The sequence below is a fragment of the Pseudomonas sp. NGC7 genome, assembly GCF_047159675.1.
Lineage (GTDB): Bacteria > Pseudomonadota > Gammaproteobacteria > Pseudomonadales > Pseudomonadaceae > Aquipseudomonas > Aquipseudomonas kermanshahensis.
In genome coordinates, this window is the sequence record NZ_BAAFZY010000001.1 from 4,574,393 (window position 1) to 4,594,803 (window position 20,411).

21 protein-coding genes are annotated in these 20,411 nt (G+C 61.1%); 11 read left to right on the forward strand and 10 right to left on the reverse strand.

Annotated elements, in window-relative coordinates; all coding sequences use genetic code 11:
- The first annotated feature begins 158 nt into the window (after positions 1-158).
- Positions 159-509 carry a response regulator gene (locus ACMCNM_RS20560; RefSeq protein WP_412765310.1) on the forward strand — a complete coding sequence of 117 codons (351 nt, stop codon included), beginning with the start codon at positions 159-161 and terminating at the stop codon, positions 507-509.
- Positions 510-676: 167 nt separating this feature from the next.
- Here ACMCNM_RS20560 and cobF read toward each other — a convergent pair whose 3' ends face one another.
- Together cobF and ACMCNM_RS20570 are read right to left on the reverse strand one after the other, a co-directional pair.
- Positions 677-1,426 (reverse strand): precorrin-6A synthase (deacetylating), encoded by a 750-nt coding sequence (gene cobF, locus ACMCNM_RS20565; protein ID WP_412765311.1) that lies wholly within the window; start codon positions 1,424-1,426, stop codon positions 677-679.
- 69 nt (positions 1,427-1,495) lie between these two features.
- On the reverse strand, positions 1,496-2,785 hold the full coding sequence (locus ACMCNM_RS20570; RefSeq protein WP_412765312.1) for an OprD family porin: 1,290 nt from the start codon (positions 2,783-2,785) through the stop codon (positions 1,496-1,498).
- 359 nt (positions 2,786-3,144) lie between these two features.
- On the opposite strand from ACMCNM_RS20570, the gene ACMCNM_RS20575 reads away from it, so the two are divergent.
- The 3 genes from ACMCNM_RS20575 to ACMCNM_RS20585 all read left to right on the forward strand — a co-directional run bounded on the left by ACMCNM_RS20575 (position 3,145) and on the right by ACMCNM_RS20585 (position 4,591).
- A complete protein-coding gene (locus tag ACMCNM_RS20575; RefSeq protein WP_027593725.1) occupies positions 3,145-3,504 on the forward strand; it encodes a histone-like nucleoid-structuring protein, MvaT/MvaU family in 360 nt (119 codons plus the stop codon).
- A gap of 221 nt (positions 3,505-3,725) precedes the next feature.
- Positions 3,726-4,253 carry a lactoylglutathione lyase gene (gene gloA, locus ACMCNM_RS20580; RefSeq protein WP_186680490.1) on the forward strand — a complete coding sequence of 176 codons (528 nt, stop codon included), beginning with the start codon at positions 3,726-3,728 and terminating at the stop codon, positions 4,251-4,253.
- 95 nt (positions 4,254-4,348) lie between these two features.
- A complete protein-coding gene (locus ACMCNM_RS20585; RefSeq protein ID WP_099429788.1) occupies positions 4,349-4,591 on the forward strand; it encodes a hypothetical protein in 243 nt (80 codons plus the stop codon).
- A gap of 116 nt (positions 4,592-4,707) precedes the next feature.
- Here ACMCNM_RS20585 and ACMCNM_RS20590 read toward each other — a convergent pair whose 3' ends face one another.
- Positions 4,708-5,532, reverse strand: coding sequence for a shikimate 5-dehydrogenase (locus ACMCNM_RS20590; protein ID WP_412765313.1), 825 nt, complete (start codon positions 5,530-5,532; stop codon positions 4,708-4,710).
- 160 nt (positions 5,533-5,692) lie between these two features.
- On the opposite strand from ACMCNM_RS20590, the gene ACMCNM_RS20595 reads away from it, so the two are divergent.
- The 3 genes from ACMCNM_RS20595 to pbpG all read left to right on the forward strand — a co-directional run bounded on the left by ACMCNM_RS20595 (position 5,693) and on the right by pbpG (position 7,479).
- The gene (locus ACMCNM_RS20595) at positions 5,693-6,040 is read left to right on the forward strand and encodes a hypothetical protein (protein WP_099429790.1); all 348 of its coding nucleotides are present in this window, start codon (positions 5,693-5,695) and stop codon (positions 6,038-6,040) included.
- Positions 6,041-6,134: 94 nt separating this feature from the next.
- Positions 6,135-6,317 (forward strand): hypothetical protein, encoded by a 183-nt coding sequence (locus ACMCNM_RS20600; RefSeq protein WP_027593730.1) that lies wholly within the window; start codon positions 6,135-6,137, stop codon positions 6,315-6,317.
- Positions 6,318-6,555: 238 nt separating this feature from the next.
- Positions 6,556-7,479, forward strand: coding sequence for a D-alanyl-D-alanine endopeptidase (gene pbpG / locus ACMCNM_RS20605; protein ID WP_027593731.1), 924 nt, complete (start codon positions 6,556-6,558; stop codon positions 7,477-7,479).
- A gap of 35 nt (positions 7,480-7,514) precedes the next feature.
- On the opposite strand, the gene ACMCNM_RS20610 is transcribed toward pbpG, so the two are convergent.
- Positions 7,515-9,368 (reverse strand): DUF3857 domain-containing transglutaminase family protein, encoded by a 1,854-nt coding sequence (locus ACMCNM_RS20610; RefSeq protein WP_412765314.1) that lies wholly within the window; start codon positions 9,366-9,368, stop codon positions 7,515-7,517.
- Positions 9,369-9,465: 97 nt separating this feature from the next.
- The gene (locus ACMCNM_RS20615; RefSeq protein WP_027593733.1) at positions 9,466-9,945 is read right to left on the reverse strand and encodes an isochorismatase family cysteine hydrolase; all 480 of its coding nucleotides are present in this window, start codon (positions 9,943-9,945) and stop codon (positions 9,466-9,468) included.
- 410 nt (positions 9,946-10,355) lie between these two features.
- On the opposite strand from ACMCNM_RS20615, the gene ACMCNM_RS20620 reads away from it, so the two are divergent.
- Complete coding sequence (locus tag ACMCNM_RS20620; RefSeq protein WP_027593736.1) at positions 10,356-10,796, forward strand: GNAT family N-acetyltransferase; 441 nt, start codon at positions 10,356-10,358, stop codon at positions 10,794-10,796.
- A gap of 51 nt (positions 10,797-10,847) precedes the next feature.
- Here the strand turns inward: ACMCNM_RS20620 and ACMCNM_RS20625 are convergent, their stop codons facing one another.
- The 4 genes from ACMCNM_RS20625 to ACMCNM_RS20640 form a co-directional block, all read right to left on the reverse strand.
- Entirely contained in the window at positions 10,848-13,325 is a 2,478-nt protein-coding gene (locus ACMCNM_RS20625; RefSeq protein ID WP_412765315.1) for a TonB-dependent siderophore receptor, read from the reverse strand.
- Positions 13,326-13,651: 326 nt separating this feature from the next.
- Entirely contained in the window at positions 13,652-14,599 is a 948-nt protein-coding gene (locus tag ACMCNM_RS20630; RefSeq protein WP_412765316.1) for a FecR domain-containing protein, read from the reverse strand.
- Between the two features lie 3 nt (positions 14,600-14,602).
- Complete coding sequence (locus ACMCNM_RS20635; protein ID WP_027593739.1) at positions 14,603-15,112, reverse strand: sigma-70 family RNA polymerase sigma factor; 510 nt, start codon at positions 15,110-15,112, stop codon at positions 14,603-14,605.
- Between the two features lie 110 nt (positions 15,113-15,222).
- Positions 15,223-16,149, reverse strand: coding sequence for a LysR substrate-binding domain-containing protein (locus tag ACMCNM_RS20640; RefSeq protein ID WP_412765317.1), 927 nt, complete (start codon positions 16,147-16,149; stop codon positions 15,223-15,225).
- 192 nt (positions 16,150-16,341) lie between these two features.
- Between ACMCNM_RS20640 and ACMCNM_RS20645 the strand changes: the two genes are divergently transcribed.
- From ACMCNM_RS20645 to ttdB, 3 genes are read left to right on the forward strand one after another with little or no spacing between them, the layout of a single operon-like run.
- Complete coding sequence (locus ACMCNM_RS20645; RefSeq protein WP_027593741.1) at positions 16,342-17,691, forward strand: dicarboxylate/amino acid:cation symporter; 1,350 nt, start codon at positions 16,342-16,344, stop codon at positions 17,689-17,691.
- A gap of 49 nt (positions 17,692-17,740) precedes the next feature.
- Positions 17,741-18,640: a L(+)-tartrate dehydratase subunit alpha gene (gene ttdA, locus ACMCNM_RS20650; RefSeq protein ID WP_027593742.1), complete on the forward strand. Its 900-nt coding sequence runs from the start codon at positions 17,741-17,743 to the stop codon at positions 18,638-18,640.
- Positions 18,637-19,245, forward strand: coding sequence for a L(+)-tartrate dehydratase subunit beta (gene ttdB, locus ACMCNM_RS20655; protein ID WP_027593743.1), 609 nt, complete (start codon positions 18,637-18,639; stop codon positions 19,243-19,245). Before ttdA ends, ttdB begins: the two co-directional genes overlap by 4 nt.
- Positions 19,246-19,288: 43 nt before the next feature.
- Here the strand turns inward: ttdB and ACMCNM_RS20660 are convergent, their stop codons facing one another.
- Positions 19,289-20,353, reverse strand: a complete 1,065-nt coding sequence (locus ACMCNM_RS20660) for a sigma-54 interaction domain-containing protein (protein ID WP_099429798.1) — start codon at positions 20,351-20,353, stop codon at positions 19,289-19,291.
- Positions 20,354-20,411: the final 58 nt, after the last annotated feature.

Here is a 20,411-nt window from a genome sequence, read left to right on the forward strand (position 1 = left end):
TCTAACCAGCTTTGCTGGCGCTGGCAGGGCATTTAGCCAGCATTTGAAGGTTGCAGGCGCGAATCGTTCCATCTGATTGCAGGGATCGGTATCCTCGGGAACTTCTGCCGTCGACCGGCGTACAGAATAAAGACATTCATTTTCACAGGATCCAAACCATGCATCTTCTGGTAGTCGAAGACGACGACATCGTACGCATGCTGATGGTCGAAGTGCTCGACGAGTTGGGCTACACGGTCATCGAAGCGGAAGACGCCGCCGCAGCACTGCGGGTGCTCGAAGACCCTGCGCAGACTTTGGCGCTGATGATGACAGACGTGGGCCTGCCGGACATGCGCGGCGATGAGCTGGCGCAATGGGCACGCAAACTTCGTCCACTGCTGCCGGTGTTGTTTGCCAGCGGTTATGCCGACAACGTAAACGTGCCGGAGGGCATGCACCTGATTGGCAAGCCGTTCAGCATCGAGCAATTGCGCAACAAGGTGGTGGACATACTGGGTACGGCCTGATGCCCGTGTGGCGGCTTTCGCGGGCAAGCCCGCTCCCACCCGAACTGTGTAGCCTCAAAGGCTAGCGCCAGACCTGTGGGAGCTGGCTTGCCAGCGATGAGGCCGGCACAAACACCACAAGGCAGTTGCTCTCACAGGTCTTTAACGACTGTGGGGGCTGCAGCCAGCTACAGTTCGCGGCGTAACAGATACGTGTCCATAATCCACCCCTTGCGCCCCCTCGCCTCCTCCCGCACTTGCAGAATCTGCGCCTTCACCGCCTGCAAAGGCCCGGCAATCAGCACCTCATCTGCGGTGCCCAGATAAGCCCCCCAGTAAATCATCAAACCCGGGTCATCCAGTGAGGCAAACGCGCACTGCCCGTCGAGCATCACCACCACATTGTCGATACGCTCCTGTTCGGCAAGGCGACGCCCAGGCAGTACAGTCAGCGGCTCACCGATACGGTTGAGCGGTACTTGGTGGCGGGCCGCCAGGGCCTGGACGCTGCTGATGCCGGGAATCACTTGCAGTCGCAGCGCCAGCCCGCCTTCGCTGACCCAATCGAGCATGCGCAGGGTACTGTCGTACAGGCCAGGCTCACCCCATAACAGAAAGGCGCCGACATCGTCGGCACCGATCTCGTGCGCGATCAACCGGCTGTACAGCGCGGCCCGCTGCCGGTGCCAATCCTGAACAGCACCCACGTAATCTAGCGCCTGGCCATCGCGGGAAGGGTCGGCGACCTGCACCAGCCGGTAGCCGCCTTCAGGCCGATAGCGCTGCAGAATAGCCTTGCGCAAGCGCACCAGCTCGTCCTTCTCCGTGCCCTTGTCGAGCACGAAGAACACGCTGGCACGACGTAACGCGTCGACCGCTTCATAGGTGACCTGGCGTGGGTCACCCGGGCCGATGCCAATCAACAACAGGTCTTTCATTGCCCTGCCCTTTCGCCAATGCCAGTCAGCCATTGTCGATCAGCCACTCACGCTTGGCAAAGCGCCCCGTCAGAAGATGGAAAAGTTGTAACTTACAATGACGCGAGTCTCATCCATATCTCGCGCCCACTTCTCATAGTTGCTGCGGTAGGTGGAATTACGCAGGCGCACACTGACGTCTTTGAACGTGCCACTTTGCACCTGGTACTTGAACTCGGTGTCGCGTTCCCATTCCTTGCCTTCGGCCGTACTGCCCGGGACTTTGATGTGGTCGCCATTGATGTAACGGGTGAAGAAGGTCAGGCCGGGCACACCCAGTGCCTTGAAGTCATAGTCGTAGCGCAACTGCCAGGAACGCTCCTGGGCGGCGGCAAAGTCGTTGACCTGGGCGTAGTTGACCAGGTACGGGTTGCTGCCATCCAAGTAAGGCATGGCGCTTTCGCCGTACATGCGCTGCCAGCCGGCGCTGACCTTATGGCCGCCCAGGCTGTAGCCGAGCATGCCACTGAAGGCGCGGTGGTCGATGTCGCCGGCGCGGGCATTGCCGATGTCGTGGCTCTTGATCACGCGCAGGTCGGCCGACAGGCTGCCTACCGCCAGCGGCTGGCTGGCCACCAGACCGAGGAAGTGCTGGCGATAGATGTTTTCAAGCTTGGCCACTTGATACTGAGCGCTGACGCGGTCATTGAAACGGTAATCGAGGCCTGCCAGGTCGAAGTGGTCGGCTTCGATGTCGCAGGCATAGCGCTTGTTCTTGCAGTGCACGCGAATGTCCTGGCGATCGGTGGAATCACGCGCGGTGTATTTGTCCAGGCGGGCCAGGGTGAACTTCAGGTCGCGCACTTCTTCAGAGGTGAGCATCGCGCCATGGAACATCGTCGGCAACAAGCGCCCATCGTTGTACTTGAGCAACGGTACATCCGGCATCATCGAGCCATACTTGAGCACGGTGCTGGACACCTTGACCTTGGCCGCCAAGCCCATCTTCGCGTATTGATCAGCCGAGTGCCGTGGATCATGGCCAGACGACGGCAACAGGCCGCTGTTACTGTCCGCAGGGCTGGAGTCGAGTTTGAAACCGACCATGCCCAGCGCATCCACGCCAAACCCTACCGGCCCTTGGGTGTAACCCGACTGAACATTGAGAATAAAGCCTTGCGCCCACTCTTCGCGCTTGGACGCGCCCTGGCTGGAACTGCTATAGCCGTCACGGAAATCCCGGTTGAAGTAGACATTGCGCGCTTCAACCTTGGCGCTGCTGTCTTCAAGAAAACCGGCGGCCTGGGCATTGACGCCGGCACACAAAAGGAACAGGCCGACAACACGGCGCCCAGGGGCGTGAGGGAGGGGGGCAAACATGCGAGGAAATATCCAGAAAGAAAGGCGAAAAACAACCTGCAGCAAACACCTGCTGCGGTACTGCGACACGCTCGAACAGTCGCCGAGCATCATCTGAAAGGATCGCTCAAAGGCTCTATTCCGGGCTATTGGACCTTGGTCTAGAGCCAGTCGCCAGCCCCGTCGAAGTCGTCAACAACTGGCGCATGAAAAACCTGTAAAGTTCCGTGCTTACTTATAAAAAGTTTGCAGTTTACCCAGTAGCGATGAATGACTACACTCGATATCAGCGAACAGCGGAACCCACCCCGTGGCCGGCGTTTTGTTCTTCTTCAATGTTCGTCACGCCCTGCCACGAAAGACGTACAGGAGTGATTACAGTGTCCAGACTTGCAGAGTTTCGAGCTGCCGAAAAAGCGCTTCAGGAACAAATGGCTCAACTGGAAGCGCTGAAAAAGGATGCCGGCCTCAAACGCGAAATCGAATTCGAGCAGAAACTAGTCGGCCTGATGAAAAGCTATGACAAGGGTCTGCGCGATATCATCGCCATCCTCGACCCCAAGGCTGCCACCCGCCCTACTGCCGCAGCCCCCAAACAACAGCGCCGCCCACGCGTGGTCAAGGTCTATGAAAACCCGCACACGGGCGAGCTGATCGAGACCAAAGGCGGCAACCATCGCGGGCTGAAAGCCTGGAAAGAAGAGTACGGCGCTGCCACCGTTGAAAGCTGGGTACGCTGATGAAACGTCCACATGGACTTCACACTTTTTTCACAAGCGCTGGCTCAGTATCGAGACAGCTAAAGGACTAGCGACCCCACGCGCCCGCACATGCGGGCCTCTAATTCAAGCGCCCTGCCTCGTGCAGGGCGCTTTCATTTGCGCAATCGCTTCACTGCCGTATCATGGCCAGCCTGTCTGTTTTGCCGGTGCCGCGCACCGGCCCCGTCTCAGGAGTTCCCATGAGCCTGCACGATCTGCAAACCCTGCCTGGCGTCACCGCGCAGCCGGACGCCGCCACCTCCAAGTTCGTCTTCAACCACACCATGCTGCGGGTCAAGGACATCGAGAAGTCGCTGGACTTCTACACCCGCGTTCTGGGCTTCCGCCTGGTGGACAAGCGCGACTTCCCGGAAGCCGCCTTCAGCCTGTACTTCCTGGCCCTGGTCGACCCGGCGCAGATCCCTGCCGATGACGCCGAGCGCCATCAGTGGATGAAGTCGATCCCAGGCGTTCTGGAGTTGACCCACAACCACGGCACCGAAAACGACGCCGATTTTGCCTACCACAACGGCAACACCGACCCACGCGGTTTCGGCCATATCTGCGTTTCGGTGCCGGACGTGCGTGAGGCCTGCGCGCGCTTCGAAGCACTCGACGTGCCCTTCCAGAAACGCCTGGCAGATGGCCGCATGAACCACCTGGCCTTCGTCAAGGACCCGGACGGTTACTGGATCGAAGTGATCCAGCCGACCGAACTCAAGGGCTGAGGCACACCGCTATTCGCTCGTCGGGCCGGGAACTCCCGGCCCCTTGCTGTGGTATATGAAGGTAACCGCTTCATAAGCACAGCGAGGTAAGGACGATGCAATCTCTTCACTGTGAGCACCGCAAGTACACCATCACCGCCAGTGTGATGCCCCACCCCGACTCCCCCCTGCCCTATGCCGCCGGCTGCCTGATCACCGACCCTGAAGGGCACACCAGCAAGCGCATCTCGATGCCGATGAAATTTTTCTCAGACCTTGAGAATGCCCAGCATGTGTCGCTGGCCCATGGCCGTGCGCTGGTGGATGAACAGCTGGACAAGGGGCACAAAGCCTTCTGATTGACGCAACATAGCGCGCCCCTCCTGTAGGAGCAGCCTTGCGCTGCGAAGAGGCCGGTGCAGCGATCAGAGATTGATGATCCTTGTACCGGCCTCTTCGCAGCACAAGGCTGCTCCTACAGAGGGTCGCGCGCGTATGCGACGGCTGCTTCTACTTGCTCACGCGTAGGGCGCACGCCGGTATACAGCACGAACTGCTCCAGCGCCTGCAGCGCAATCACCTCTAGGCCCGTGATCACTGGCTTGCCCAATGCCTGGGCCCGGCGAATCAGCGGCGTCTGCGCCGGCATCGCCACCACATCGAACACCCGCTCGGCCGCCGCAATGGCCTGTTCGCTAAAGGCCAGCGCGTTGGCCTCCTGCCCGCCAGCCATGCCGATCGGCGTCACGTTTATCAGCATCGGCGGGCACAGGTCGCCGAGCTCAGCCACCCAGCGATAACCACAAACATCCGCCAGTTGCCGCCCCGCCTGTTCATTGCGCGCGACGATCGTGCCCTGGGTAAAGCCCGCGTCACGCAAGGCACTCGCCACCGCCTTGGCCATGCCACCACTGCCGCGCAGAGCAAACGCAGTCGTCGGGTCGACCTCGTGTTGCGCCAGCAACTGCCGCACCGCCAGGTAATCAGTGTTGTAGGCCTTCAGGTGGCCACCGGTATTGACCAGGGTATTGACCGACTCGATTGCCGCAGCGGACGGGTCCACCTCGTCGACCAAGGCCATGCAGGCTTCCTTGTAAGGCATCGACACCCCGCACCCACGAATACCCAAGGCACGAATGCCTGCGACCGCCGCCGGCAAGTCGTCTGTGCTCATGGCCTTGTAGTAGAAGTCCAGCCCCAACTGTTGGTAGAGGTGGTTGTGGAAACGCACGCCGAAGGTGCCAGGCCGCCCGGCCAGGGAGATGCACAGCACCGTGTCTCTGCTGGGAGTTGTCGACATAACCTGCTCCATTTTCAGAACTGAATCGTTTGTTCAGCGTATCAGACGCAGCCGCTTGTCGTCCCTTACACAACCTTTACCGTTTCCCTGTGCTCAGCTGACAGAGGCAGAGTCATAGTATTAGGGCCCCATCTGTGGGGTTGCCCTGCGAGGACGCTTTATGAACCGTCACATTCCCGTAATCGCCCTGCTGGTCGGTGCCCTGGCCATCAGCGGACAAGCTGCTGCCCATGGTGGCCATGGCGGTGGCGGTGGTTGGTATGGACCCGGCCCGCTGTTCGGCGCGGCGGTGGTCGGTGCCGTGGTGGGGGCAACGGTTTATGGCGGTCGTGATCGCACCGTGTATGTGGAGCGCCAGCCAGTCTATTACGCACCGCAGCCGGTCTACGTACAGCCGCCGCCGCAGCCGGTGTACTACCAGCCCTACTATGCACCGGCCCCGCCGCCACCGGGCTATCGCCCTTATTACGGCCCGCCCCCGGTGTACTACGGGCCACCCCGTTGGTGACCGTTGATAAAACCAATGATCACTATCAACTCAGTTAATTTCAAACCGCTGCGGCCGCTGCGTAAGGTAGGGCCATGTTTTACAGGAGGTCCACATGGCCACTATCCAGATCATGTCCGTCGTCGGCAGCGCCGTCCCCCCTTCACTGCGTCAGCAAGGCCTGCTGGCCTGCTGGTACTTGGTGCGTAACGGTGAACCCGTGAGCGGCCCCTTGGCGACCCGCGCCTCGGCTCAAGCCCTGGCCGACCAGCTGCAGCCAGATACCCTGGTCGCTTGACAGTATTTGTTGTGCGTTGCTCCCTACCTTATGGCCCGCCGCTTGGCGGGTCTTTTTTTGCCCGTGTGATCCGACGAGCGGAGGCGGCAGAACCGATCCAGCATGAAGCTTTTTTCATTTCGCCGGGTCGCTTCAACGAGCAATCGACAGCACTTCGACCATACTCCACAATGCAGCGGTTTTTTGGGGGAAAACCCTTGCACAGCCAACGACATACCAACTTTTAGTGAGCCTCAACGTGAAAACATCCCTGTCCATCCTCAGCCTGCTGCTGTTGCTCACAGGTACCGCGACCCTCCCGTCGACTGCTGCTGCACAACCCCCGGCCCAGGTGCAACGTGACCCGGCCAAATTGCACTTGGCTTCGGGCAGCGCCTTGCTGATCGACCTGAACACCAATCAGGAACTGTATGCCAGCCACGCCGACCGCGTGGTGCCCATTGCCTCGGTGACCAAACTGATGACGGCGATGGTGGTGCTGGACGCCAAGCTGCCCATGGATGAAATGCTCACCATGACCATCGCCAACAACCCGGAGATGAAGGGTGTGTATTCGCGGGTGCGCCTGGGCAGCCAGCTGAACCGCCGCGAGACCTTGCTGATTACCCTGATGTCGTCGGAAAACCGTGCGGCCAACAGCCTGGCCAACCACTACCCCGGCGGTTACCCGGCGTTCATCAAGGCCATGAACGCCAAAGCCCGCAGCCTGGGCATGGCGCACACCCGCTATGTCGAGCCGACTGGCCTGTCGACGCAGAACGTGTCCAGCGCCCGCGACCTGTCCAAGCTGTTGATGGCGTCGCGCAAGTACCCGATGCTGAGCGAACTGTCGACCACCCGCGAGAAGACCGTGGCCTTCCGCGCGCCCAACTACACCTTGGGCTTCCGTAACACCGACCACCTGGTGAACAAGAGCAACTGGGACATCAAGCTGACCAAGACCGGCTTCACCAACGAGGCTGGCCACTGCCTGGTGCTGCTGACCCGCATGGACAACCGCCCGGTGGCCATGGTGATCCTCGATGCCTTCGGCAAGTACACCCACTTCGCCGATGCCAGCCGCATGCGTCAGTGGCTGGAAACCGGTGCAGCCAAGCCTGCGCCAGCAGTGGCCATGCAGTACAAGGCTGACCGGGTGAAGGGGCGCTTGGCGGCCGAGTAAGCCAGGCGCGTTGCTGTTGGCGTACGACCTGGGGGCTAGCTCGCTTGCACGATGATCTGGCTCTGCAGGTCCTTGACCATCGCCTCGAGCGTCGGCTTCATGGCGGCAAAATCCTCGGGTGAACACACCACGTTCGGGCGGCTGAACTTGAAGTGCCGCTCGATCACCACCGCATTCCCCTCCTGGGCGTAACGCGCGCTGTATTCCACATTGCCGTCTTGCAGACGCACCTGTTTGGGGATCGCCAGCACGCTGACCTCCGATGGGAATTCGAAGCGCGATGTTTCCACGGTGTCGTTGGAAATGCACACGAAGTGCTGGCTGCGTTCCTTCTCCATGGCAAAGCTGTAAACGTTCTGCGAGATGCCCCCTGCCAGACTGCTCAAGGCCACCACCCCCACCGGCCCGGGCAGGTTGACGAGGTTTTCCGTGCGCCCATCAACGGTGCTGACAAACTCGCCAGTGGCGCTCGGCGGGCGTACCTGGAACGTACCGCTGCCGCGCTGCCCATAGGCGCCGAGCACTTTTTCGACGAGCAGTTCACGGTCGGCCGGCTTCATCGATTTAACCCCATAACGGCTGACCTCGCTGGCCCAGCCTTGCACGGTGGCAACGTTGGTGAAATCCGCCGCCCCCTTGCCGTTGACCTTGAACTTCAGGTCGCTGGACACCTTGTTGAGCTGGATGGCCGGGGTACGCCCGAACTCGCCTGTGGCAGTCAGCAGCACGCGCTTGTTCAATGTGCCCAGCGGCAGGTAGCCTGCGGCAATCGAAGGGTCGGTGGAGTCCAAATACAGGTCCAGGCTCGGCACGTAGGTGATCACGTGGTTCAACACCCCCAGCGCAGGGACCTTGGGAAACACATAGGCATTGCCCAGGTTGATCAAGGCCGGTGTGCTTTTGATACCCGCCGCCGCCAGCAGCGCTTCAAGCAGTGCCACATGGTCCTTGCAATCACCGTAGCGGTTGTCCAGCACGGTCTGCGCGGCATGTGGCACCACCCCGCCGGCACCGACATACACGGCGACATAGCGAATGTTCTCACGCACCCAGTCGCTGAGCGTCAGCGCCTTTTCCCGTGCGGTAGGTAAGTGAGCCGTCAGACGGTGCGCCAACTCGGTGATCGGTGCCGTGACCTCGACCTTGGCCCGTGCCTGATAGGCCTCGGCGAACTGTTTGAAATCGGTGAAGGTCGAGACGGCCAGATAATGCCCGTAGTCCAGGTAGGACACCGCACTGGCCTCGATCCGCGCCCGGTCCGCCGGCACGTAGTCCCAGCGGTAGACCGTGCGCCCGGGTGCAGCCACCGGCATCGACGCCTTGAAGCTGCGCGCGTCCGCTTGCAGGGGCATGTCCTCGGGCATGTCGTAGGTCAGCGTGAACTGCTCGACCGGGTGGAATTCCGGCACGGTGATGTCTTCGAACTGCCCCGGGAACAGCGGCGTGAATCGGTTGCGCTGGTAATGCAGAACCAGGCGATCCCCCACCGCAACTTCAGGGAAGATGATGACCTTGTTGACGCTGTCCTGAAACATCGGCGCCTGCGCAGACGCCTGCTCTTGCTGTTCCTTGATGTGCGCGGCATCCACCCGCACTTTGCGCCCATCGGGCTTTTGCGTGTAGGCCTCGATCACTTCCAGGGTTTCCAGCGAGCGGTTGAAGCTCACCGGCTGCTGGGCGCGGGCCTTGATGGCGCGTTCGTCATTGATCAGCAAGACACTGTCGACGTCCAGGCGGTGGCTGCCATCCTTCTGCACGACAAAGGTCTGCTCGACCTTTTCCAAGGTCACGGAGCGGTCAGTGCCATCGGTGAAGGCCTGCGCCGAGCCACACCAGCTCATTGCAAGCGGCAGCAGCATAGCGGCGACAAGGTAAGACTGTTTCAGCATGGAGATCCTTCTCAATCGAGGTGTATCGAGGCTGCCATCAATCGACAATGATACTCATTGGCGTGGCAAGATGGCAAAATGATTGCACTTCCTGTGCTCACATTGCCAGCGCGGCCAGCACCTCGGCAGACGTCGTCACCTGGCGGAAGTGGTGCTTCCACAAGTCGATGCCCATCTTCCCGGACCTGTCCAGCGACGACCCTACCGTCATGTCGGTCACCAGGGTTGGCGTGAGCCCCGCATCGAACAACGCAAAGCCTGCAGCCAGCACGCAGGTTTCGGTTTGCATGCCGCACACCAGCACCCGCTCCACGCCCAGTTGCTTGATGTATTCGAGGGTTTCGACGGTCTGCCCGTAGCCATGCTTGACGAACACCTGGTCTGCTTCGACCAGGCTCTCGTCCTCGGCTGCCGGGTGCCAGCCCAACTGACGCTGGAACGGCGTGGCCTGCTCATCGTGCAGTTCGACCGAGGCGATGGTCGGGATATTCGCCGACAACCGCCGCAAACCGTCGACCAGCCATTCGGGCGGGCTGAAGGTGGATTGAACATCGACGATGAGCAAAACCTGGCGCATAAGGGTCTCCGGCCATGGGCAAAAAGCGCCGAGTATAACGTGGTGCTAGCACTGCGGTTTGCTGAAAACAGTGCCTGCATGGCCCGCATCGAGGCTACCGCCGATGCAATGCCAAGGTCTGATACTTCTAGCCATCCCCGCGATCCGCGCAGCTTTTTACACCTGACACCCCGGAGTACGACGCGTAAGTTCTCATCAGATCATCAACAGATCCTTTGCCCCATCATGAACCAACAACGAGGTGAGTTTGCCCCCCCGGCAGCGGCTCGCCATTTACTTGATGGGCGATGCTGATACGGCCCAACTGGTGCGGACCAACGATACCGAGCAAGGCGAAGTCGGATGACTGCTCGCAGCTTACTCGTCTTCGCCGCTAAACTCGCCACTCTCCTTCCATGGCAGCCCGCACAATGGATTTGCACTCAACCCCACGCCTCGCTCAGCCCGAAGACGTCGATGCGCTTATAGCGCTGGACGCCATTGCCCGGCACGCGCCGCAACGGCGATCCTTCATCGCCCAGGCAATCGCCAGTCGCCAATGCTGGGTAGCTGCGGACGCGCACGATGCCTCGCTACTGACGGGGTACGGCGTGCTCAACGACGCCTTCTACGACCATCCCTTCATTGCGCTGGTCGTGGTGAGGGAGTCGGCACGCCGCCGCGGTATTGCCGGAGCCATCATGCGGACATTGGAGGCGCAATGCAGGGGCAGCAAGTTGTTCACTTCGACGAATGCATCGAATGCTCCGATGCAGGGTCTTCTTAGCAAACTGGGCTTCATCAGGAGCGGGCAGATCGACAACCTGGATGAAGGCGATCCCGAGCTCATCTTTGTCAAATTCCTCTCGTGAGGCGGGTGTTCGCACGCGAACCCGCGAACACCGGTCATGGCTACCCCCCGATCACCAATCGTAGGTCATCTCCACCGACGCCACGCGCTCTTGGCCGTAATAGCAACCGAACGCGTAGTTGCAGTCCGACACATACTCGCGGTCGAAGATGTTCTGTACATTCAGGCTGGCCTGCAAACCGCGCAGGCTCGCGTCGAATTTGCCCAGGTCGTAGCTGACGGTAGCGTCATACACCGCGTAGGCCGGCACGTCGAACGAGTTGGATGAAGCACCCGGTTTACGGCCGGTGTAGCGGGCACCTGCGCCGAAGGTGAGGCCGTTGAACATGGCCTGGGTAAAGTGGTAATCCACCCACAGGGACGCCGATACCGGCGCCTGCGACTCGCTGCGGTTGCCTTGGTCGCCGTAGTTGCTCTTGGTGTAGAACGAGTCGATGTAGGTGGCTGCCGCCAGCACGTCGATGTTGTCGAGGGTGGACTTGAGTTCAAGTTCAACGCCACGCGAGCGCACCTCACCGTCCTGCGCCTGGTACTGGGGGTTGTCGTCGTCCTGGGTCAACACGTTCTTCTGCTTGACCTGGAACACCGACGCGGTGAGCAAGGTGCCCTCGACCGGCTGGTACTTAACCCCCACTTCGTACTGTTCACCCTCGGTCGGCTCAAACGACTTGCCGGCGCTGTCCGTGCCCAGTGTCGGCAAGAACGACTGGGAATAGCTGACGTAAGGCGCCAGGCCAAACTCGGTGACGTAGGTCAGGCCGATACGGCCCGTGAACTTGTTGTCACGCTGTGAAGCGATGCTTTTGGCCAGCAGGTCTTTGTTGTCGATTTCTGCCCAGTCCTGGCGGCCACCAACGGTCAGGACCCACTCGTCGAGCTTGATCTGGTCCTGCACATACACCCCAGTCTGGCGAACGGTATTGTCCCATTGGGTGTCCAGCACAGGGGTTACGCTGCTGGTGTCGTAGTTGTTCTTGCCGTAGAGGTCGACGGGCAACACGTTGTAGGCGTTATAGCCATCGTATTTGCGGGAGAAGTGGCGGTAGTCCACGCCGGCCAGTGCGGTGTGCTGCAGCGCGCCGGTATTGAATTTGTACTCAAGATTGTTATCGAGGGTGTAGGCGATATTGTGCTGGCGCCAGTCGAGCTTGACCCGGTTGGCCCGGGTGTAATCCACCCCCTCGTCGTCCGTAACGAAACTGCGCAGGTAGAAGCCTTTGTAGCGGTCACGCACATCGGTGTAGCGCGCTGTGGAACGTACCGCCAGGTCATCGCTGAAGCGGTGGCTGAAGTCGTAGCCGAAGATGTACTGGTTACGCTTGTAATCGTTGTAGTGCGAGTCGCCCGAGAAGAAGTCGCGGTCGATGCGCTGGCCCGTCGGGCCACGCTTGAGCGAACCGATCATCGGCAGCGACTGGTAGTCGGCAAGGCCGTCGTCGCGCTGCACCTGTGCCAGCACCGTCAGGGCGGTGTCTTCGTTCGGCGCCCAGGTCAGGCTTGGCGCCAGCAGCAGGCGTTCGCTGTGGGTGTGCGCCACCTGCTCGTTGCCTTTGTCGGCCACACCGACCAGGCGATAGGTGAACGCGCCCTGCTCATCCAATGGGCCGCTGGTGTCGAACGCACCGTTGACCCGGTTGTAACTGCCGGCACCCAGCTTGACCTGGTTGCGCTGCTCGCGGGTCGGGCGTTTGGAGACCATGTTGATCAGCCCGCCCGGCTGGTTTTGCCCGTAGAGCACCGACGATGGGCCCTTGAGCACCTCGATGCGTTCCAGGGTATAGGGGTCGATCTGTGGCGCGCCGCCCAGGCTGCCCGCATACGGCAGGTACGCGCCATCCAGGTACAGCGGGGTCGGGGCGAAGCCGCGGCTGGTGATTTCGTCGGCAATGCTGTTGCGATCGGTGAACCCCCCCGTTGCCAGCCCCGGCGTATAACGCAATGCCTGGGTCAGGTTGCGCGCGCCCTGGGCCTGTACCTGGTCGGCAGTGACGACGTTGATGGCCTGCGGGATTTCCAGAATCGGCGTATCGGTCTTGGTCCCCGTCGCGCTGCGGGTGGCGACATAACCGGTTACCGGCCCGTAGGCCGACTCCACGGACGTGCCGGTGATGCTGGTACTGTCGAGTTGCAGCGTCGACGCATCCCCGACCATGGGCAACAGCGAATAGCTGCCGTTGGCCTGGCGCAGCACCTGCAACTGGCTGCCCACCAGCAATTGGCGCAGGCCGGCCTCGGCACTGTAGCGGCCATGCAAGCCTGGCGACTTCAACGACTGCACGTAGGACGGTTCGAACGACACGGTCACCCCCGCCGCCTCCGCGAACTGGGTGAGCGCAGCGCCCAGCGGGCCGGCCGGGATGTCGAATGCGGCTTCGACACGGGTCTGGGCCATGGCTGGCGGGGCGATCATCGCCGCAGCCAGAGGCGTCGCGAGCGCGATGCTGAACAGCGCGCGATTGACCGCCCGCGTCATTGGTTTTTTGGCACAGTTGATGAGGATAACGGGGTTGCGAGTGTCTGAAGGGAGCATGGGTATTCCTTTCGCCCTGCGGCAGTTTTTACGGCGTCTGATGCGCCTCTACTTAACAAGTCGAATGAGAATTGAAATCGATAACCCCCCTTGGGTAAAAGAGTGCCTGCTTTTGGTTTTGATGTGAGGCGTATATCGAGCGCCGCACGCGGCGTTTCGCAGCACAAGGCTGCTCCTACATTTTTTCGGGCCAATTATTCCTGCGCACAGGCGCGACTGGCCCGAAACAACTGTAGGAGCAGCCTTGTGCTGCGAAGCGCCGCGCGGGCGGCGCTCGATCTCATAGGCGCTGAAAATGCTGAGCGAACACCTTCCCCCCTAAGCCCTCAAACAGCCTCGACCCGCGTCCAGAACCGGCTGAACCGCCGAATGCGTACCGGCAAGGTGCGGGTGAGGTTGTCCAGGGCAGTATCGATATTGCCCAGCTGAAACGCGCCGGACAGGCGCAGCTCGCTCACGGCCGCGTCACACCCCAAATGGCCGGGCCGATAACGTTGCAGTTCGCTAACAACATCGGCAAGGCGCCAGTCGTCCACCACCAGCATGTCGCGGGTCCAGGCATCCGCCAGCGCTGTCGCGGGCTGTACCACGCCGGCTTCATCCGCGCGAAAGACCAGTTGCTGACCGGCCTCGACACGCACGGCCGCCAGCGTGTGCGCCGTGCGTACCTCCACGGCATGTTCCAGCACGAAAACCCGAGTGACGTCAGCATCACAGCGGACAGTAAAACGCGTGCCCAGGGCGCGAATGCTGCCTTGTTCGGTGTGCACGATAAACGCTCGGGCCTGCGCGTCGCGCGCGGTTTGCACAAGGATCTCCCCGCCCAACAGGTGCAAGGCGCGCCATTGGGCGGTGTAACGGATATCGACAGCGGTGGCGGTGTTCAATTGCAAGCGGCTGCCATCCTCCAGGCGCAGCGAACGGCGCTCGCCAACCCCTGTGCGTTGGTCGGCCATCAACCGCGCGATGCCCCCCTCGTGCCAGGCCAGCCCCCCTGCCCCACCCGCAGCCAGCACAATCGACATCACCTTGAGCACTTCGCGGCGCTTGGCCCTGGCACTGCTCAGGGTTGGCCGAGCGATGCCTGGTGCCACGTGCTCGAAGGTGCCCTGCAAGCGCGCCAGGCGCTCCCAGGCCTGCCGGTGAAGTGGATCGCTGAGCAACCAGCGCTGATGCGCGGCGCGCGTACGTTCATCGGCATCGCAGCGCAACTCGACATACCAACTCGCCGCGGCTTCGAGCACGTTCCGATCCAGTGGCGGGGCCCCGGCCACGGTTCAGTCCTCGGCCAGCATCAGGCAATGGGTCAGTGCCCGCACTGCATGCTTCTTGACGGTGGTAACCGAAATGTCCAGGCGCCGCCCGATCTCGACATAGCTCAAGCCATCCAACTGGGCCATCAGGAAAATCTCCCGGGTACGGGCGCCCAGGCCGTCGAGCAGGCGGTCGATTTCCATCAACGCTTCGATGATCAACGTGCGCGCCTCGGGCGAGACGTCGACCTGCTCGGGGCGGGCGGCAAGCGTTTCCAGGTAGGCCTGCTCAACAGCACGGCGGCGGAACATGTCGATCATCAGGCTACGGGCGATGCTGGAGAGGTACGCCCGTGGCTCGCGCAGCTCGGCCGCCTTGCGCAGGGTCAGCACGCGGATGAACGTGTCCTGGGCCAGGTCCGCCGCATGCTCGACACACCCGAGCTTGTTGCGTAGCCAACCGCACAGCCAGGGATGGTGCTCCGCGTAGAGGGTATGCACGGTTTTTTGCAGGGAAGGGTCAGCGCAGGACATGGGGTGAACCGGTCAGGACGTCTTTAATAATGACTCTCATTTAACATGAGCCATCCAACGCTGTGCAACTCTTCATTCACGCGACATCATTCATGGCTTCATTCATGCCGCTACTGCCATGCCGCCAAGCTGTCTTCCGGCCCATCGGCATGGCTTTTAAAAAACGCCCTCAAGTGCTCGATGAAACACGATACCTTCGCGGACAGGTTCAAACGCTCAAGGTAAACCGCGTAGATATCCGCCGGCGGTGTCTGGTAATCACCCAACACCTCCACCAGGCGCCCACTGCGCAAGTGGTCCGCCAGGTTCCATTCGGCCCGCATCAGGATGCCTTGCCCCTCCAACGCCCAGTTCAACGCCACCTCACCATCGTTGGTGCTCAGGCTTCCACGCACCTTGACCGATTCTGACTGCTTGCCACGGCTCAAGCGCCAGAGGCCAAAGGCGGCATCGTTCTGGCGTAACACGATGCAATTGTGTGCAGCCAGGTCCTTGGGCACCTCGGGTGTTCCGCAGGCTTCCAGGTAGCTGGGCGCGGCACACAGCCTGCGGCGGTTGGCTGCGATCTTGCGCGCGATCAGGCGCGAGTCGGGCAATTCACCAAAGCGGATAGCCACATCGATTGCGTCATTGGGCAGCTGGATGGGCCGATCGGTCAGGTGCAGTTGCACCTCCACCTCGGGGTAACGCTTGGCAAACGATGAAATCGCCGGCCCCACATGGGTACGGCCAAAGCCCAACGGCGCATTGACCCGCAGCAGGCCCTTGGGCTCGGCGCGGCTGCTGGACACCTGGCGCTCCATCTCCTCGATCTCACCGAGTATGCGCCGGGCATTGACCAGGTAGGTCTCGCCCTCGGCGGTCAGGCTAATGCTGCGTGTGGTGCGGTTGAGCAACCGCACGCCCAGCCGCTGTTCCAATTGCGCCAGGCGCTTGGAGACCGCAGGTGGGGTCAGGTTCATCTCACGCGCGGTGGCAGCCAGGCTGCCCACGCGGATGAGCTGGGTGAAAAAGGCCAGCTCGGACACTGGATTCATAATTAACCTGAAGGAAACAATGAGTTGAATTTCATTGTATTACACGGTTTTTAAAAAACCATTACCTTGGCCCTGCGTGATTAACCCTAAGAAATCTGGGCTATCGAGCTGCCACGGCCAGGTGTTGCCTGCCGCCACCGATAAGCCCAGCCGCCACAAGAACCGACTCACAACAATAATTCGGAGACGGCAATGGCCAAGCGAGTGTTAGGCAAGTTGTACGTGCAGGTGCTGATCGGGGTAACCCTCGGGGTACTGATCGGGGTGTTCTGGCCACAGGTCGGCGCAGACCTCAAGCCGGTGGGCGATGCCTTCATCAAACTGATCAAGATGGTCTTCGCACCGATCATTTTCGCCACGGTGGTGCTGGGCATCGCCAAAATGGAAAACATGAAAGAGCTCGGCCGCGTGGGCGTGCGTGCGCTGATCTACTTCGAAGTACTGTCCACCTTTGCCCTGGTGCTGGGCCTGGTCGTGGTCAACCTTGTACAGCCTGGGCAAGGCATGAACGTCGACCCAGCCACCCTCGATGCCAAAAGCATTTCCACCTACACCGCGGCAGCTGCAAACAGCTCGGGCGGGTTCATCGACTTTCTGTTGCATGTCATCCCCGGCAGCGTGACCGATGCCTTTGCCAAGAATGAGATCTTGCCGATCCTGCTGTTCTCGACCTTGTTCGGCATCGCCCTCTCGCACCTGGGCCCGCGCGGCAAACCGATGGTCGATGTGCTTGAAGCGTTCTCCCACGGCATGTTCTTCATTGTCGGCATGATCATGCGCGTGGCGCCGCTCGCGGCCTGTGGTGCAATGGCATTTACCGTCGGCAAGTACGGGCTGGGCTCGATCGTCTCGCTCGGCAAGCTGATGGCAACCATGTACCTGACCTGCTTCCTGTTCGTGGTGATTGTGCTGGGCGCCATCGCTCGGCTGTCCGGTTTCAGCCTGTGGAAGTTCCTCAAGTACCTCAAGGAAGAACTGTTCACCGTACTGGGCACCAGTTCATCGGAGTCGGTGGTGCCGCAACTGATGAACAAGCTGGAGAAGGTCGGCGTGTCCAAACCGGTGGTGGGCCTGGTGATCCCTTCCGGCCTGACCTTCAACCCGGACGGGCAATGCATCTACTACACCATGGCGGCCATCTTCATCGCCCAGGCCACCAACACGCCACTGACGCTGATGGACCAGTTGATCGTGCTGGGCGTGCTGCTGCTGACCTCCAAAGGCTCTGCAGGTGTGACCGGCTCTGGCTTCATCACCCTGGCCGCAACTTTGGCAACCATGGACAACATCCCGGTGGCCGGCATGGTGCTGCTGCTGGGCGTCGACCGCTTCATGTCCGAGGCCCGCGCCATCACCAACACCATCGGCAACGCCGTCGGCACCGTGGCCATTGCGCACTGGGTTGGCGCTTTGGACAAGCCGCGCATGGCCCAGGTGCTGGACGGCCAGCTACCCGCAGAACCCGAAAAACCCGAGGCCACTCAGCTACACACCCCGCTTCTACACAGGGAGGCCAGCACCAGCGGCACCCTGGCCCCCTGAAAACGCAGACATCGAACAATCAGCCTTGTGATGCAGTGAGGAAAAAACCGTGGATAAAGAATCAGCCGTGTCATCGCTCACCGACGTGATGGCGAAGTTCACCGCCTATATCGGCAAGCGCCTGCCCAAAGACGTCAAGGAGAAAACCGCAAAACTGCGCGCCGCAGAAACCAACCCACTGGCCATTGCCGTGTATGACTCGATGGCCGACAACCAGGAGTACGCCGACAAACTCGACCGCCCCAGCTGCCAGGACACAGGGGTCATTCAGTACTTCATCTCGGCGGGGGCCAGGTTCCCGCTACTGAGCGAGCTTGAAGGCATTCTGGAAAACGCCACCAAAGAGGCCACCATCAAGGGCCCGCTGCGCCACAACGCGGTAGAAACCTTCATCGAGAAAAACACCGGCACCAACACCGGCTCGAAGATCCCGTGGCTGGACTGGGAAATCATCCCGGATGCCGACTACGCCATTGTCGATGTGTACATGGCCGGTGGGGGCTGCACCTTGCCAGGCTCGGCCAAGGTGCTGATGCCAGGCCAGGGCTATGAAGGGGTCACCGAGTTCGTCTTCGACGTGATCACTTCGCGAGGCGTCAATGCGTGCCCGCCCTTGCTGGTTGGCGTTGGCGTGTCGACCTCGGTGGAGACCGCTGCGCGCCTGTCGAAAAAGGCGATCCTGCGCCCGGTCGATTCTAGCCACCCGAACGAAAGCGCCGCCATGATGGAAAAGCTTCTGGAAGATGGCCTCAACGAAATCGGCATCGGCCCGCAGGGGCTGACTGGCAACAGCAGTGTCATGGGCGTAAACATCGAGTCTTCCGCGCGTCACCCCTCGACCATTGGCGTCGCGGTATCGACCGGTTGCTGGGCGCACCGCCGCGGCAAGATCCGCATCAACGCCGACCTGTCCTACGACATCCTCTCGCACGAAGGGGTAGTACTGTGAAAAAGATCCTGACCACCCCGATCAAAGACGAAGACCTGGCCAACCTCAATGTCGGCGACGTGGTTTATCTCACCGGCCAGTTGGTGACGTGCCGCGACGTCGCGCACCGTCGTTTGATCGAGCTCAAGCGAGAGTTGCCGGTTGACTTGCGCGGCGGTGCGATCTTTCACGCTGGGCCTATCGTGCGCAAAAAAGACGATGGAAGTTTCGAGATGGTGTCCATTGGCCCAACCACCAGCATGCGCATGGAGAAGTTCGAAAAGCAGTTCATCGAGCAAACCGGCGTCAAGCTGATCATTGGTAAAGGCGGCATGGGGCCGGAAACCACCACCGGCTGCCTGGAAAACAAAGCCGTGCATGCGGTGTTCCCAGGGGGCTGTGCGGTGCTGGCTGCAACGCAGGTAGAAGAGATCGAACGTGCCGAGTGGCAAGACCTGGGGATGCCTGAAACCCTGTGGGTCAACCGGGTACGGGCGTTCGGCCCGCTGATCATTTCCATCGACACCAAGGGCAATAACCTGTTCGAACAGAACAAGGCCCGCTTCAACGCGCGCAAAGGGGCGGTGATCGAGAAGATCAACAGCCAGGTTCGCTTCATCAAATAACCGCGCCAAATCGGGGCCGCTATGCGGCCCCGATACAAGCACCTCATGCCTTCGACAATTCGCCAATCTTCTCCAGCCGCGCCCGCACGATGTTGCGGCTGATGTTCAACAACCGCCCGGTCTGCAGCTGGTTCCCGTGGCAATACCGATACGCCGCCCGGAATACCGTCTCCTCGATGTGCTCATACAGGTTCGGCACGTTCTGCTCGAACAACGCCAACAAGGCGCTTTCAAGGTTAGGCGGCGCCGCGAGCGCGGCCGGGGCGTTGGCCTGCGTGGCATACACCTGGGCCGCACCCTGCGGCCTCATGTCCACCAAGTGCAGGTCTGCGGGCGCTACCACCTGGTAGCGGCATACCAGCAAGGCATGGTGGATCGCGTTTTCCAACTCGCGGATGTTGCCCGGCCAGCTGTGGGCCAGTAATTTGCGCTCGGCATCCGGGCTGAGCGACGCACGTTCATAACCCAGGCGCCGGCAATGCTCTTCGATGAAAAATTCGGCCAAGGGCAGGATGTCGCCGGGCCGCTCACGCAGCGGTGGCAGGCGGATGGTGGCGACGTGCAGGCGGTAGAACAGGTCTTCGCGAAAATGCCCCGCCACCACAGCGTCGGCCAGGTTGACGTTGGTCGCGGCCACCAGGCGCACGTTGATCGGGATCGGTGTACGCGAGCCCAGCCGCACGACTTCGCGCTCCTGCAGCACCCGCAGCAACTTCACCTGCATGTTCAACGGCAGGTCCCCAATCTCGTCGAGAAACAGCGTGCCGCCATTGGCCGCCTCGAACCAGCCGGCTTTGTTCGAGGTGGCTCCGGTGAACGCCCCTTTCTCATGGCCGAACAGTTCGCTTTCCACCAGGGTTTCGGCAAAGGCACCGCAGTTCACCGCCACGAACGGTTCGCGGCCACGGCGGCTCAGCTGATGGATGTGGCGAGCGACAAGTTCTTTGCCGGTTCCGGTTTCGCCGATGATCAGGGTATTGGCCTCGCTGGGCGCCAGGCGCTCGATACGGCTGAGCAGCTCCTGGGAGCGAGGGTCCTTGAACACAAGCACGGTGGCACGTACCGACTTGGTCAGCTCTCGGGCATTAGGGTGGGTGATCAGCGACATGGGGGCATTCCTGGCAATTGACGCGCAGCCCCATAGTGCCCGAAACAAATTAGATCAA

Excerpts from the sequence above, each read along its gene's own strand:
- ACMCNM_RS20560 (WP_412765310.1), top strand. The coding sequence starts at position 159 with ATGCATCTTCTGGTAGTCGAAGACGACGACATCGTACGCATGCTGATG.
- cobF (WP_412765311.1), bottom strand. The coding sequence starts at position 1,426 with ATGAAAGACCTGTTGTTGATTGGCATCGGCCCGGGTGACCCACGCCAG.
- ACMCNM_RS20570 (WP_412765312.1), bottom strand. The coding sequence starts at position 2,785 with ATGTTTGCCCCCCTCCCTCACGCCCCTGGGCGCCGTGTTGTCGGCCTG.
- gloA (WP_186680490.1), top strand. The coding sequence starts at position 3,726 with ATGAGCCTGCACGATCTGCAAACCCTGCCTGGCGTCACCGCGCAGCCG.
- ACMCNM_RS20585 (WP_099429788.1), top strand. The coding sequence starts at position 4,349 with ATGCAATCTCTTCACTGTGAGCACCGCAAGTACACCATCACCGCCAGT.
- ACMCNM_RS20590 (WP_412765313.1), bottom strand. The coding sequence starts at position 5,532 with ATGTCGACAACTCCCAGCAGAGACACGGTGCTGTGCATCTCCCTGGCC.
- ACMCNM_RS20595 (WP_099429790.1), top strand. The coding sequence starts at position 5,693 with ATGAACCGTCACATTCCCGTAATCGCCCTGCTGGTCGGTGCCCTGGCC.
- ACMCNM_RS20600 (WP_027593730.1), top strand. The coding sequence starts at position 6,135 with ATGGCCACTATCCAGATCATGTCCGTCGTCGGCAGCGCCGTCCCCCCT.
- ACMCNM_RS20610 (WP_412765314.1), bottom strand. The coding sequence starts at position 9,368 with ATGCTGAAACAGTCTTACCTTGTCGCCGCTATGCTGCTGCCGCTTGCA.
- ACMCNM_RS20615 (WP_027593733.1), bottom strand. The coding sequence starts at position 9,945 with ATGCGCCAGGTTTTGCTCATCGTCGATGTTCAATCCACCTTCAGCCCG.
- ACMCNM_RS20620 (WP_027593736.1), top strand. The coding sequence starts at position 10,356 with ATGGATTTGCACTCAACCCCACGCCTCGCTCAGCCCGAAGACGTCGAT.
- ACMCNM_RS20625 (WP_412765315.1), bottom strand. The coding sequence starts at position 13,325 with ATGCTCCCTTCAGACACTCGCAACCCCGTTATCCTCATCAACTGTGCC.
- ACMCNM_RS20635 (WP_027593739.1), bottom strand. The coding sequence starts at position 15,112 with ATGTCCTGCGCTGACCCTTCCCTGCAAAAAACCGTGCATACCCTCTAC.
- ACMCNM_RS20640 (WP_412765317.1), bottom strand. The coding sequence starts at position 16,149 with ATGAATCCAGTGTCCGAGCTGGCCTTTTTCACCCAGCTCATCCGCGTG.
- ACMCNM_RS20645 (WP_027593741.1), top strand. The coding sequence starts at position 16,342 with ATGGCCAAGCGAGTGTTAGGCAAGTTGTACGTGCAGGTGCTGATCGGG.
- ACMCNM_RS20660 (WP_099429798.1), bottom strand. The coding sequence starts at position 20,353 with ATGTCGCTGATCACCCACCCTAATGCCCGAGAGCTGACCAAGTCGGTA.